13 protein-coding genes are annotated in these 13618 nt (G+C 50.4%); 1 reads left to right on the top strand and 12 read right to left on the bottom strand.

The window, feature by feature from the left end:
- Nucleotides 1-173: 173 nt before the first annotated feature.
- The 9 genes from aroF to liaF all read right to left on the bottom strand — a co-directional run bounded on the left by aroF (nucleotide 174) and on the right by liaF (nucleotide 10513).
- Nucleotides 174-1235: a 3-deoxy-7-phosphoheptulonate synthase gene (aroF, locus tag CFI03_RS27935; RefSeq protein ID WP_127493061.1), complete on the bottom strand. Its 1062-nt coding sequence runs from the start codon at nucleotides 1233-1235 to the stop codon at nucleotides 174-176.
- Nucleotides 1236-2048: 813 nt separating this feature from the next.
- On the bottom strand, nucleotides 2049-3014 hold the full coding sequence (locus CFI03_RS27930) for a 4-hydroxy-3-methylbut-2-enyl diphosphate reductase (RefSeq protein WP_248762402.1): 966 nt from the start codon (nucleotides 3012-3014) through the stop codon (nucleotides 2049-2051).
- A gap of 30 nt (nucleotides 3015-3044) precedes the next feature.
- Nucleotides 3045-4562 carry a sensor histidine kinase gene (locus tag CFI03_RS27925; protein ID WP_248762401.1) on the bottom strand — a complete coding sequence of 506 codons (1518 nt, stop codon included), beginning with the start codon at nucleotides 4560-4562 and terminating at the stop codon, nucleotides 3045-3047.
- Between the two features lie 6 nt (nucleotides 4563-4568).
- The gene (locus tag CFI03_RS27920) at nucleotides 4569-5261 is read right to left on the bottom strand and encodes a response regulator transcription factor (protein WP_127493068.1); all 693 of its coding nucleotides are present in this window, start codon (nucleotides 5259-5261) and stop codon (nucleotides 4569-4571) included.
- A 77-nt stretch (nucleotides 5262-5338) separates the two neighbouring features.
- The gene (locus CFI03_RS27915) at nucleotides 5339-6973 is read right to left on the bottom strand and encodes a S1C family serine protease (protein WP_248762400.1); all 1635 of its coding nucleotides are present in this window, start codon (nucleotides 6971-6973) and stop codon (nucleotides 5339-5341) included.
- A 220-nt stretch (nucleotides 6974-7193) separates the two neighbouring features.
- On the bottom strand, nucleotides 7194-7607 hold the full coding sequence (locus CFI03_RS27910) for a YugN-like family protein (RefSeq protein ID WP_127493072.1): 414 nt from the start codon (nucleotides 7605-7607) through the stop codon (nucleotides 7194-7196).
- A gap of 91 nt (nucleotides 7608-7698) precedes the next feature.
- Nucleotides 7699-8364: a response regulator gene (locus CFI03_RS27905; protein WP_127493074.1), complete on the bottom strand. Its 666-nt coding sequence runs from the start codon at nucleotides 8362-8364 to the stop codon at nucleotides 7699-7701.
- The gene (locus tag CFI03_RS27900; protein WP_127493076.1) at nucleotides 8351-9397 is read right to left on the bottom strand and encodes a sensor histidine kinase; all 1047 of its coding nucleotides are present in this window, start codon (nucleotides 9395-9397) and stop codon (nucleotides 8351-8353) included. The genes CFI03_RS27905 and CFI03_RS27900 overlap by 14 nt, the downstream gene beginning before the upstream one ends.
- 6 nt (nucleotides 9398-9403) lie before the next feature.
- On the bottom strand, nucleotides 9404-10513 hold the full coding sequence (gene liaF / locus CFI03_RS27895) for a cell wall-active antibiotics response protein LiaF (protein ID WP_248762399.1): 1110 nt from the start codon (nucleotides 10511-10513) through the stop codon (nucleotides 9404-9406).
- Nucleotides 10514-10828: 315 nt separating this feature from the next.
- On the opposite strand from liaF, the gene CFI03_RS27890 reads away from it, so the two are divergent.
- Nucleotides 10829-12124 carry an ammonium transporter gene (locus CFI03_RS27890; protein WP_127493078.1) on the top strand — a complete coding sequence of 432 codons (1296 nt, stop codon included), beginning with the start codon at nucleotides 10829-10831 and terminating at the stop codon, nucleotides 12122-12124.
- Between the two features lie 52 nt (nucleotides 12125-12176).
- On the opposite strand, the gene CFI03_RS27885 is transcribed toward CFI03_RS27890, so the two are convergent.
- The 3 genes from CFI03_RS27885 to CFI03_RS27880 all read right to left on the bottom strand — a co-directional run bounded on the left by CFI03_RS27885 (nucleotide 12177) and on the right by CFI03_RS27880 (nucleotide 13565).
- Nucleotides 12177-12554 (bottom strand): hypothetical protein, encoded by a 378-nt coding sequence (locus CFI03_RS27885; RefSeq protein ID WP_127493081.1) that lies wholly within the window; start codon nucleotides 12552-12554, stop codon nucleotides 12177-12179.
- Between the two features lie 212 nt (nucleotides 12555-12766).
- Entirely contained in the window at nucleotides 12767-12898 is a 132-nt protein-coding gene (locus CFI03_RS31205) for a hypothetical protein (RefSeq protein ID WP_283094710.1), read from the bottom strand.
- 76 nt (nucleotides 12899-12974) lie between these two features.
- Nucleotides 12975-13565, bottom strand: coding sequence for a 3D domain-containing protein (locus tag CFI03_RS27880; protein ID WP_201008699.1), 591 nt, complete (start codon nucleotides 13563-13565; stop codon nucleotides 12975-12977).
- Between the last annotated feature and the right edge of the window lie 53 nt (nucleotides 13566-13618).

The raw sequence follows: 13618 nt of genomic DNA, 5'->3' as shown, positions 1-13618 counted from the left end.
TATAAGACTACGTTTTGGCATCGTCAATACTTATGTCAGGTATTTTTTATTCATATGTAAGGTATACTTACAAGTTTAAACATTTGTTCACAATTAAGCCTTTACATTCGATCAGAAAAGCCGGGAGGCCTTGTGTATCAAGGCTTCCCGGCTTTTCACATTTTAAAACTGGATTAAATTTTCCATTCCGCAAAAGCGGCTGCGGGTTCTTTTGGAGTGTTGAATTGCTTTCCGACGATTGGCGCCAGCTTTTCTAAATCCTTTAATAAATTAGCGAATTGGTCAGGGAATAAGGATTGTACGCCGTCACCTGTCATCGAATTATCCGGATCCGTGTGCATTTCGACAATCAGACCGTTCGCCCCTGCCGCAACGGATGCTTTGGACATCGGCTCTACCAATTCGCGGCGGCCCGTACCGTGGCTCGGGTCCGAAATGACTGGTAGATGGCTAAGCCCTTGCAGAACCGGAATCGCGGACAAGTCCAGCGTATTTCTCGTGTAAGTTTCGAACGTTCGGATTCCGCGCTCGCACAACATAACATTCGGATTTCCGCCCGCGAGGATGTATTCCGCCGCGTTCAGGAACTCGTCGTACGTTGCGCTGAAGCCGCGCTTCAGCAATACAGGAGTCTGAATGGTACCGAGCTTGCGGAGCAGATCGAAGTTCTGCATGTTGCGTGTACCGACCTGAAGGATATCGGCATATTCGGCGCATACATCAACATACTCCGGAGTCATGACTTCCGTAATCGTGAGCAGGCCATGCTTCTTGCCCGCTTCCGCCATCATGATCAAACCTTCGACGCCAACGCCCTGGAAGCTGTATGGACCCGTGCGGGGCTTAAACGCGCCGCCGCGAAGCACCTGTCCGCCGGCTGCTTTGACAAGGCGTGCGATCTCATCGATCTGCTCCGGGGATTCAACCGCGCAAGGGCCGCCCATAATAACAAGGTTCTCGCCGCCGATCTTAACGCCTTTAATATCGATGACGGTATCATCCGGATGGAAATCCCGGCTCGCCAGCTTGTAGGACTTCGAAATTTTGATCACGTTCTCTACGCCTTTCATTTGACGGAGATGCTCCGCAAGCGTTGGCTCCGCCTTGCCGATAATCCCGATAACCGTACGGTCCGTCCCTCTGGATACATGGGCTTGCACGCCTGCTCTTTCGATATGATTCACAATTTCTTGAATACGCTCTTCGGCAATATGTGGGCTAGTAATTACGATCATGTCCATCTCTCCTTTTTCACTTCAACGCTTATACGCTTTTATGCTTTGTGGCTTTTATGCTTTGTGGCTTTTATGCTTTTACTTGTTAAAGCAAATATACACGATGGACTTTGGGTTCGTCAATTATTATTTTTCTTAAACCAGCTGCTAAGCAGCTACGTAAGTGAATATTCTTACAATCGCTGTGCTATTCGGATTTCCCTGAACTAGTCTTATCCGTTGAAATCCGAATAGCAAGGCGTGCTACAAGCTTTCCAAAGGAAAGCTGCTTCGAAAGCATAATCTCCGTTTCTCCAGTATATTCACTTCCTCAGCCGCAGTCTGCTTGAGGAAAACAATAACACACCCAACCCTAAAGTCCGGGAGAACCGGACCTTCACACCTTATCGGTGTCCATCCAAAATTCCTGTCACCGAAAAAATGATCAAATCATTAGCTACGATGTCAGGATAGCTGGGCTCTGCCCAGCTTAATCTCATGCCACTCTTAACGATGCGCGGCATCGTTAAGCTCCACCAATTAGGACAGACTAGCCTCCTAACGATGCCGCAACGTTAAGGCACAGCTAAACCAGGCAAACGGCCGCCTTTTCACGACTTTCACGCTGCTTAACGATGCGCGGCATCGTTAACAATCACCATTTAGCGCAGACCAGTCATCTTAACGATGTGCGCATCGTTAAGATACGACTAAACCATGGAAATAGCCGCCTTTTCACGGCTTTCGCATTCTTGACGATATACCCCATCGTCGAGCACTTGCATAAAACAAAAAATGCGGTGCAAGGGAGCACCGCATTTACTTGATCTTCTATTAAGCTTCGGCTGCGCCGGAAGCCGATTTGGTACGAATGGTCGGAAGGAGCTTGTTCTTGTTGACCGTACGCTTGATCTCCCACGTGGAGGGGTCGTTATGGTCGTATTGCTCCAAATACGCGATAACTTCTTTTGTAATCGGAGTCGGAGTCGAAGCGCCCGAAGTTACGGCAACGCGGTCAACACCTTTTAACCATTCCTGCTCGATCTCCGATACGTCGGATACGCGATAAGCCGGTACGCCCGCGATCTCCTGGGATACCTGGGCAAGGCGGTTGGAGTTGTTGCTGCGCGGATCGCCAACAACAATGCACAGCTGCGCCTGTCCGGCTTGCTCCGCTACAGCCTCTTGGCGTACTTGCGTAGCCAAGCAGATCTCGTTATGAATCTCCGCATTCGGATACGTCTCCAGAAGCTTGCTCATAATATGACGGATGTCCCATTGCGACATTGTCGTCTGATTCGTAATGATAATGCGGCCCTCAGGCACGTTAAGCTTGGCAATATCCTCAACGCGTTCAATCAAGTGAACGCGGTCCGGTGCCACGCCAATAGCGCCTTCCGGCTCCGGATGGCCTTTTTTGCCAATATAAATAATATGATAATCCTCGGCGACTTTCTCCCGGATCAAGTCATGCGTCTTGGTAACATCCGGACAAGTGGCGTCCACGATGGTCAGGCCTTTCTCGCGCGCACGGTTGCGGACTTCGGGAGATACGCCGTGAGCCGTAAAGATAACGGTTCCGCTCTCCACCTGCTCCAGAATCTCCAGACGGTTCTCGCCGTCAAGCGTAATGACGCCCTCTTGCTCGAAAGCTTCCGTTACATGCGCATTATGAACAATCATGCCAAGAATATAAATCGGACGCGGAAGGTCCAGGTTTTTGGCGGTTTGCAGCGCGAGCACCATGGCATCCACAACGCCATAGCAATAGCCTCGCGGCGATATTTTAACAATTTCCACTTATTGCACCTGCTTTCTGAATAACGAAGGTTAGTCTTCGATTCGATCGGTTCCTTCTATTATAATCGAAGCAGGCTGGGGGGAAAAGTCTATTGGCAGCCAAATGACAAACGTGGACCCTTCTTCCTCCATCGTCGTCACCTCAATCGAGCCGCGGTGCTCATCGATAATCCATTTGGCAATGGACAGACCAAGCCCCGTGCCAACGGTCTTGCCGCGCGATTCGTCCGCCCGGTAGAACCGGTCGAAAATATGAGGAACCTCCTTCGGATTCATGCCGATTCCCGTATCCTTAATAATAATGCCAAGCTGGTTCTCCCGGCGTGTCGCCGACATCTCGATCCAGCCGCTTGGCGTATATTTGAACGCATTCTCTATGAAGATAAACAGCAGCTGCTGCAAATAATCCGCATTCCCGTGTACCTGGTATCCGTCCAGCGCGGTCAAATCGCCAATCCGCCACTCCGCATTGCGAGGCAAGAGGCCCGCTCTCCGTCCTACTTCTTCCACGATCGGCAGCATAGGCTGCGTTGTTTTTTCCATCTCGTACCCCGCATCCGCTCTTGCCAGAGCTAGAAGGTCGTTAACGAGAGTGGACATCCGCCGCGCCTCCGCCGCAATATCCTGCATGGCTTCGTTAGACAGCTCATAGCGCTGGGAATCGAGCGCCAGTACGATATCTCCCGCTTCATCCGGCTCAAGCGTCTTGGACCACATCCGCTGCAGCAGTTCAATATTGCCGCGAATCGTCGTCAGCGGAGTACGAAGCTCATGCGACGCGTCCGAAACAAACCGTCGCTGCGCTTTATACGATTCGTCCAGTCCGTTATACGCCATTTCGATGCGGGATAGCATAATATTCAGAGTATAGACCAAATGGCCAATCTCATCCTTCGGACCCTCAATCGGAATCCGCACGCTCAAATCGGAACCGCTCTGAATTTTTTCGGTAGCGTGGACGACCCGTTCGATTGGCTGAAGAGCTTTGCGCGCCATAAAAAGACCAACAGTAAAGGCAATTATAAGGCATATCAAAGAGGACAATATAAGAATAACCCGAAGTCCGGCCAGATAGTTCTCTTCGCTGGCTACAACAGTACCAACCTGAAGCAGGCCAATTAACGTTCCGTCCGTATTGTTGGAAATTGGTTTTTGATAGATTAGAAAAGCAACTTCACCTGCATTTGTGTTCAGAACCGCTTTTTTATAGCCATAATCCGGATTGGTCTTGGCTTCTGGGATTGGGAACTTAATTCCATTTATTTGAAGCTCACCAGAGGTTTTTATGACGCCTTCTTTATAGTTGACTAATTGCACGTAAAAATCTTTCTCGTAAAAAGGGGAATTCCTCTTAATGTTCAGGTCAATCTGATTTAATCCGTTCTCGTATTTCACGATATCATAGGAATCGGCCTGATCTCGAAGCTGCGTCTTTGTATCAGCGTACGTATTCATGTTTACGAAAAAATAAATCGCTACGCATAACACGATTAGCGCTGCCGCAAGAATACCGGAAAACCATAAGGTCAGACGAAGCCTGATCGTCATGTGAAATCAACCCTCTCCCCGCAGTACATAGCCGGTTCCGCGTACGGTCTGGATAATCCGCTTGGCCCCGCCTTCCTCCAGCTTCTGGCGCAGCATCGCTATGTACACTTCAAGTACATTGGACTCGCCGCTGAAATCATAGCCCCAGATCTTCTCCATAATGGCATCTCGCGTCAATACGCGACGCGGATTCTGCATGAATAAGAGCAATAAATCGTATTCCTTCGCGGTCAGCTCGATTCTTCTGCCGGAACGGATGGCTTCGCGGGAATCCAGATCCAAGGCCAGATCGTCAAATACGATCTTGTTGCTGCTGGATTCGTCAATCTTGTCCGATTTGCGGCGCAGCAAAGCACGGACCCTGGCCAGAAGCTCCTCCAACGCAAAAGGTTTGATCAAATAATCGTCCGCGCCCGCATCAAGCCCTTTTACCCGGTCCGAAATATCGTCTTTCGCGGTCAGCATAAGAATAGGCACGGTGCTTCCGCCTTCCCGCACGCGGCGGCATACTTCCCAGCCATCTACCTGCGGCATCATGACATCCAATATCAGCATGTCCGGATCAGCTGTTAAAAGAAGCTTCAAGCCTTCCATTCCGTTACCGGCCGTTGATACTTCATAACCTTCAAACGCAAGGCTTCTTCTAAGCAACGAAGTGATTTTCTCGTCGTCGTCTACGACCATGATGTGTTGTCTCATTTTCTACTCTCCCCTTGTATAGCTTATCTTTTCTAGAAAAGAAGCGCAGAGACTTTCCTCTGCGCTTACTTTATCGCTTACTCGGCGTTAAATTTGTTTTTGTCGCCAATTTCGACCTGCAGATCCATTTTTTCGCCTCTGCGGATAATGTTCAGTACGGCTTTATCACCGACTTTATGTTTCTTGATCTCGTCAATCAGCGCCTGCGTGCCATTAAACGTTTTGCCGTCAATGCCTACGATGACGTCGAATTGCTTCAGATCGGCGATGTAGGCCGGAGAGTTGTAGTATACGTTGCTGACAATCGAGCCTTGCGCTTTATCCATGCCAAGCTGCTTCGCAATCGCATCCGTTACGTCGCCAAGCTCTGCGCCGATGAACGGAACCGGCTCTTTCGGTACTTCCTTATTGTTTTTGAGCGTATCCAGTACTTCCTTGATGGTGCTTGTCGGAATCGCAAAGCCAATGCCTTGCGCCTGCGAGCTGACTGCGGTGTTAATCCCAACAACCTCGCCATTCACATTCAGGAGCGGACCGCCGGAGTTGCCCGGGTTAATGGAAGCATCGGTTTGGAGCAAGTGTTTGTACTCCCGTGTACCGTCCGTATCCTGAATATCGATTGGACGTTCCTTCGCGCTAAGCACGCCTACGGTTACGGTATGGTCAAATCCGTACGGGTTGCCGATCGCAACGACCCAGTCGCCGATGTTGATTTTGTCCGAGCTGCCAAGCGGCAGTGTAGGGAACGCTTTTTCGCCCGTAACCTTCAGTACGGCAAGGTCGAGATCAAAGCTGGAGCCCAGAAGCTCTGCCGTAAACGGCTTGTCGTAGCCTTGCACCGTCACTTCGATTTTATCGGAATCCGCAACAACGTGCTGGTTCGTCAGAATGTAACCGTCGGATTCAAAGAAGAAGCCTGTACCGATTCCCGAAGCCTGCAGATTGCTGTCGTCTTTCTTGTTATTATCCTGCTGCTGATTCGCGTCCGGTGCATCCTCGCCGAAGAACTGACGGAAGAACGGATCGTCCAAAATACTGCCGCCGCCGCTGCTGCTGCGTGTTTGCGGCTTCACGTACGTCTCGATCTTTACAACAGCAGGGCTCGCTTTCTCGAATAGAGAAGCAATGTTGTCCGGTCTTGCCGCCGCTACGGAAGCGCCTCCGTTGCCGCTAGGCGAACCGGATGCCGTTGAACCAGAGCCCGCGTTAGCCGTGCTGTCCTGCTTGGAGGAAAATACCGAGTTGCTGGTAAACCAGTTATTCGTATCCGAAGCGTACATCAATCCGCCCATCAAGCCGCCAACCACCACAACGCCGGCGAGGAAAGAAACAAACATTCCTTTAATCGGGCTTTTCTTGCGCGGTTCGCGGTTCTGCCAACCGCTTTTGCCGGATTGCTGATTATAAGTAAAAGGTCTCATCGGCACCGGAGGCGTTACTTCAACCTTTGGCTGTTCCAGCTCAGGCTCGCTGTCGCCGGATGCCGCCGTGTAATAATCCTGAGGATTAGACCGGGACGGAACGTTCGCTCCGTTATCGTCTTGCGCCGAAGATTTGAAAGGCCCGTATGAATAATAGTAGGAAGTTTTACCCGGAGCTTCCGATCCTTCAGCCGTTGATGCCGTGTTGTCTTCTTCGCGCGGATTGTTGTCATCATCACCATTAGCACGATTTTGAAAGAAATCGTCGTATTTTTTGTTCTGATCGTCCATTTCCGTTCTCCTCCTTGATCTATTCCGTTAAAGCAGCCGAATCTTTCATTCATCGGCGCTTAATTCCTGTATTCCTATCATGCACATTCTACCTTAAAACAAACTTAAAATGAATTAAAACGAACATAAAAAAAACGCCTGACGACGTTATTTCTATGCACTTTTCGTATGACTCTACCAAACTCCCCATTTCTCAATAGGGAGTTTGGCGTGCGATATTTTATTGGGGGAACAGTCTTTCGACCTCTTTCAGAACTTCCTTCGCCTTGCCTATCCACTTCTGGTCGACATGGGCATCCGGATCGGAAGGCGCCTGGAACTGGTCGAATAACGCTCCTACTACGCGGGCGCTTGCCTCCGGATCATTGCCCTCTTGATACTCATGCCTTAGCACATAGGGCTGCGCAAACGTAATAACGGCATTCGTATCCGCGTTTATATCCACTACGCTGCCATTCGTCACTTGAAACGGCAAACGAAGCCAGACTTTATTCTCTTCGTCAAGCGCCCGGTCAAAGGAACCGTTCGTGTAGTCCCAGTTGCCCCCGAGCGAGAATTGATGCTGCTCCAGCCAGTCTCTGGAATCGGTAAATGCTTGCTGACGGGCTTCCAGCGATGAGGATAATGGAATCATGACCGTTCATCTCTCCTTTGGCGTGTAGAGTGTGAATAACTCTCATGCATATATAACCACTAAAGGATAATATGTCCCACCGTTTGACCGTTTATGTGTTTTTTACCCAGCCTTTGCGATGGGCGAGCACCGCCAGCTGCGTCCGGTCCTCCAGCTCGCATTTCATCAGCAGATTGCTGACATGGGTTTTGACGGTTTTTACGCTGATATGAAGCTCTTCGCCAATCTCTTTGTTGGAGCGTCCTTCCGCGATTAGCAAAAGCACTTCCTTCTCCCGCTCCGTCAGCTCCTCATCCCCTGATTGGGCCGTACGCTGGCGAAGCCCCCTTGTAAGAGCTTGCGACACATCCGCCGTCATAACCGGCATGCCTTTGACTGCCCCGTGAAGCGCATAGATCAACTCTTCCGCCGATACGGTCTTCAGGACATAGCTTACCGCTCCCGCTTCAATGGCCCCGTATACCTTGTCGTCTTCCAGGAAGCTTGTAAGCATGATAATCTTCAGATTCGGATACTTGGCAATCAGCTGCCTGGTCGTCTCGATTCCGTCCATGCCCGGCATCATCAAATCCATCAGGACAACATCCGGTATGCCGGAAGGCAGACCCGCCTCCAGCAGCGAAATCGCTGCCTGCCCGCTGCCCGCTTCAGCTACGACTTCAAATTTGGGTTCCAGCATTAAATACGTGCGCAAGCCCGTTCTCACCATGTCATGGTCGTCCACAATCATAACTTTTAACGTATTAGTCCCGCTCATCGTTTTCATTCCTCCGCCACATTTTCGGTATCGTAACCTTCACTCTGGTGCCGCTGCCCGGCTTGCTTATAATTTCGGCAAGACCGCCCAGCTGCTGGGCCCGTTCCTGCATCGTAGACAATCCGTACGATCCGCGTCTTACCTGATCGGCCCGGAAGCCCGCTCCGTCGTCCTGCAGACTAAGCACAACCTGCCGCTCATTCTCCGTCAGACTTAGCGAGCAGCTCTGCGCACCGGAATGTTTTACGACATTCGCCATTGCCTCTTGAACGATCAGGAACAACTGATGCTCCTTGGCTTCCGTAAGCGGTTCTGTCAACCGCCAGTCGAATACGCCCTGCAGACCGTTCTGCCGGCAATAATCCGGAAACCATTTATCAAGCGCCTCCAGCAGCGTACGCCCTTCAAGCTCCATCGGCCTAAGCTGCGCGATAAAGATGCGCATCTGCTTCTGCGCGAGCGTTGACATCTGAATAAGCTGCTCCAGAACGGAAGCAGCCCGCTCCCTGTCGATTTCCTGAAGCTTCGGCAGCGAGGAAGCGCACATATGCATGGCGAACAGCTGCTGGCTGACCGTATCGTGCAAATCCCGGGCAAGCCGTTTGCGTTCCTCCTGAACGGCAGCTTCATTGGAAGCCGCTTGCGACATCACCTGTTCTTCGCCGGTCATCTGGAGACGTTTCATTCTCTCCTCCATCAGCTCGGCAAGATCGTTAAATTCACGGTACAGCTCCGAAAAGGAAAAATCGCCGGATTCCGTAATCCGAACCTGGAAATTCCCGTTGACCGCTTGCTTAAGCGCAAGCTGAAGCGTATCGATCCGCCTCTGAATATGCTGGCCCGTCCAGTACCCGAAGCCTGCGCTGACAAGCAGAAAGACGGACACTGCGCCATAGCGCACTTCCGTCTGCACATTGTCTCCGTCTGCCAATCCAACCCACACGGCGATTCCAAGCAGCAGCGCGGTTACGGAAGAAGCCACAAACATCGTGAGCAGCTGCCATTTGCCGCCGCGGAACAATCGTACGATCATAACCGTCTATCCCACCTTCGTCACACGAACATCGCCGACGAACGTGCTTACGACGAGTTTGATTTTTTTATCCGTCTCCTCATAGTAAGGGGAATGAATATGGATGCTCTTGAACATTCCGCCTTCCTTCTGGCCCAGAATCTTTACGTCTCCCACAAAAGCACTCGACACGACCTGAACGCCCACCTCGTAATCATTCGGCACATAGACTTTGACATCGCCTATAAAGGAAGAGATGCAAATCTTCGTCTCGCCAAGCGGTATCTGAGCTTTCGTTAAATCTACAATGGTATCGCCGATAAAATGCGAAATATTAAGCGGCTTCAGCTCCCAATAATCCTGGCCGATGTGAATATCCCCGATAAATCCCGATCTAGATTGCGCATGCGGATCGTGGTTCCAGTATTCAAAAGAGCCATGCTTCGCCCGGTGACGATGCTCGCGGATATGCTCCCTTACTTGCTGCTTATGCTCCCGGATATGACGCTTTTGTTCATGAAGCTGACGGCGAAATTGCTGTCTCATGTCATGATGCCTCATGCGATGCAGCGGTTCTTCGCGGAAATCCCCGGCCGGCTCGCCGTGTTCCTTCCTTCCATTAAAAGCAGAGGAATCTTCTTCGCCGGCGGAATCCTGGCTTCCGTCCGCGCTGCCCGGTTTCGTAGGATCCGGATGAAGCGGAGGAGCCGACGGCACTTCGCCTTTATAATCCGTATAAGCATTGTACGATTTCCACTCATCTTCGTATTGCGGAGGTTCCTGGTGACGGTGCCGCGGACGGCGCAAGAAGCTAATGCCCACCAGGATGATGATGATCGGCCATGCATAGGAAATGATATCGCTGAACGACCAGGCGAACCATTCCAGATTATGACCCAGGAACAGAAAGCCGAGTATGATCATTATCCCTGCCCACCAGCCCGAGCCGTGACCCTGACGGCCCGCAAGCAGTCCGTGCAATCCGATCCAGAGCAGCACGACCGGCCAATAATTGGAGATAATCTCGCCAATACTAATGTCGTAATCAATCATGCCCAGTTGTTTCAATAAGAAGAATACGCCAACGGAAATGATGACAAGACCAGAAAACAGCCGGTTTAGAAAGCTTCCATTCAATTTAGTCAACTCCCTGCCTGTACTTCAAAATGTCTTATTGCTACTTAGTATAGCTAATGAAAGAAGGGATATAAAGGGACGGCCGATTGAACTTGGCATCGGTCTCGAGACGGAGTTCAAAAAGGTTTGTCAGGTCATTTGCCAACTTTTCGAGTCCGAATTCTATAAATCTGTAAAAAAAAGTTAGACTGCGTCATAAAACATCACGCTAATACGTTGACATTACTTACTTCGGCTATTTATAATGGTTAGCGGATTCATAGAGACAGAGAAACCTTACATCAAATTAGACTATGAACAACGGGAGTTGAATCAATGGATGTAGCAGAACTGTCGAGAGGGCTGGATACCATATGGGTTGTCTTGACAGCAGCAATGATTTTGCTGATGGAAGGCGGATTTGCCCTGCTTGAGGCCGGATTTGTCCGGCAGAAGAATGCGGTTAGCATTATTATGAAGGTATTTGTCGACATTGTATTTGGTGCACTTGTCTTTTACTTCTTCGGTTTTGCCATCATGTATGGCAAAGACGTCGGCGGCTTGTTCGGCTCTTCCGGTTTCATGCTTAACGGAGACTTGTCTCACATCAATCTGAATATTTCCCACGAAACCTACTGGCTGTTCCAATGCGCCTTTGTTATCGCCGTTATTTCCATCGTATCCGGAGCCGTTGCGGAACGAATCCATTTCCGGGCTTATATTTTGCTTACCATCGCCATGACCGGGCTGATCTACCCCTTGTCCGGACATTGGGTATGGGCGGTGAACGGCTGGTTAGGCAAGCTGGGCATGATCGATTTTGCCGGATCGGCGGCAATCCATGCTCTGGGCGGATTCGCTGCGCTTGCCGCAACCTTGTTTATCGGCCCGCGGATCGGCAAGTTTTCGCCTGACGGCAAAGTAAATATCGTATCTCCATCTAATCTGCCGCTCGCATCGGTTGGCGCTTTTATTCTCTGGTTCGGCTGGTTCGGCTTTAATGCAGGCAGTACGCTTAGCGCAACCAACGCGGCAATCGGCCACATTGCCATAACAACCATGCTGTCCGCGGCATCGGGCGGCGCAATCTGTATTTTGTTTACGATGTTCCGTTACCGCAAAGCGGATCCGCCAATGGTGATTAACGGCTCTCTCGCCGGCCTTGTCGGAATTACGGCGGGCTGCGCCTTTGTATCCGACGGCGCTGCCATCTGGATCGGCTCTATTTGCGGGATTGCCATGGTTCTGGTTACGGAATACATGGAACGCAAACAAATCGATGATCCGGTCGGAGCTTTCGCCGTGCATGGCATAAGCGGCAGCATCGGCACCCTGGCCGTTGGATTATGCGCGATTCCCGAGCTGACCAAAGGCGTCGGCAACGGCTACTACGGCCTTTTGTACGGCGGCGGCTGGCATCTGCTTGGCGCGCAAGCCCTTGGACTTGTCGTGATCGCGATTTGGGGATTTGGCCTGACATGGGCTGTATTATGGCTGATCCGCAAAGCGATGCCCGTTCGCGTATCCAAGGACGAAGAGCTTGTGGGCCTTGATGTCGGGATCCACGGCGTCCCTGCATACAGCCAGGAGAATGATTTTATCGATGTAGACCATATCACGAGAAAACCATAAAAATAACGGCGTTCCTCCGAAGGGGAACGCCGTTTATTTATAAGTATAAGGATTATCGATATAGTTCATTAACCAGGTCTCCGGAGACTGCTACGATATCTGTAGGCGACGATACCTGAATAGACCTTGCATGCTCAATCTCTAGCCGAAGCGCGCGAACCTGCTCCATCGGTTTTTTCACGAAATGGATGTATTCAACGGCCAAATGATGATCCGGCTTCCGGCCATGCAATAACCGGCGCAACGTGGACATCGACTGGTAAGCCCGTTCTTCCTTCAGACGCCGCTTCTCATAACGTTCAACCATTTGCTCGATTTCCGCGATTTCCTGCTCCTTCTTCGTTACATACGCATCGATAAAGGGCAGCACTTCAGCTGCTTTGCGATGATGGGTCGAAGAATGATTCGTATGGATAATTGGATCGGTCATGTCAACTCACCTGTCTTCATTGCGTGATTATTTATTACATACCTAATCATACAACAAAGATTCGCTCTTGAAAACTCAATTTATGTAACATTAGAAAAATTGACATAAACAATATTTTCAAATCAACAACCTTTCGTTACACTTGCGGCAATCTTGGAAATTGAAGAAAAGAGGAACCAGAGACGGTTCCTCTTGTTGATTGATTTAAGTAGTTACTTCTGTGCTTTTTGAGTTGCTTGGTTAGCTGCTTTACCAGCTGTAGCGTTCTGGTTTTGGTTGAATTCTTCAGCGAATTCTGCATTGTACTGGTTGTTTTGAGCTTTGTTGTTTTTGTTCTTAGCCATGGTAGTCATTCACCTCCCCGTACAACCTTAGTATGGCTGTGTGAAGGCGTATTATGCAGGTACGAAAGCAGAGGGATCACGACTCCAAATAGGTTTGCGGGATTGGTTTTCCCGCTTCCACGGCGCGGTTAATCTGGTTCAGCCAGGACTGGGACAGCTTGCCGTTGCCTTTGCGGAGCACCTGGACATCAACCGTTCTTTTCCCCCACTGCTTGTATACATCTTTTATCGTCTCAAAGTATAAGTCGAGCCTGTGGCCTTTGATGGCCGAACCTGTATCCGCCACTACGCCGTAGCCATAGCCCGGGATATAGAGCAGCGTACCAATCGGGAACAGCTTTGTATCCGCCGCGACGGTCGATACTTGCCCCCTTCTGACTTTTACTCCGGAATAAGTGATTCCGTATTGCGGATGACCCGGACGCTTGCCGGTTGACTCATAACCAGCCGTATAACCGGTAGCTACGACCTGAACCGTTGACAAGGCCTGTTCCGCAATGGCTTCGACTGCTGCATTGCCGTTCTTGTTCTTCTTTGTTCCTTCATGAATTTCTTGCTTGGCTGCGGGTGCTGCTGCAAGGCTTGGAGCAGCAACTCCTCCTGTCAGCACGGCGGCTATAGCCAGGCTTGAAATTGTTTTTGTGCAAGTAAAAAAGCTTGTGACCATTTGGGCAGCTTCCTCCTCAGAAGAATATTTCCCAAACGGTCCAAGCTTTATGC

Origin of the sequence: Paenibacillus sp. ATY16 (genome assembly GCF_003399985.2) — a bacterium.
Lineage (GTDB): Bacteria > Bacillota > Bacilli > Paenibacillales > Paenibacillaceae > Pristimantibacillus > Pristimantibacillus glycanilyticus.
This window is presented reverse-complemented; position numbering and strand designations above follow the sequence as displayed.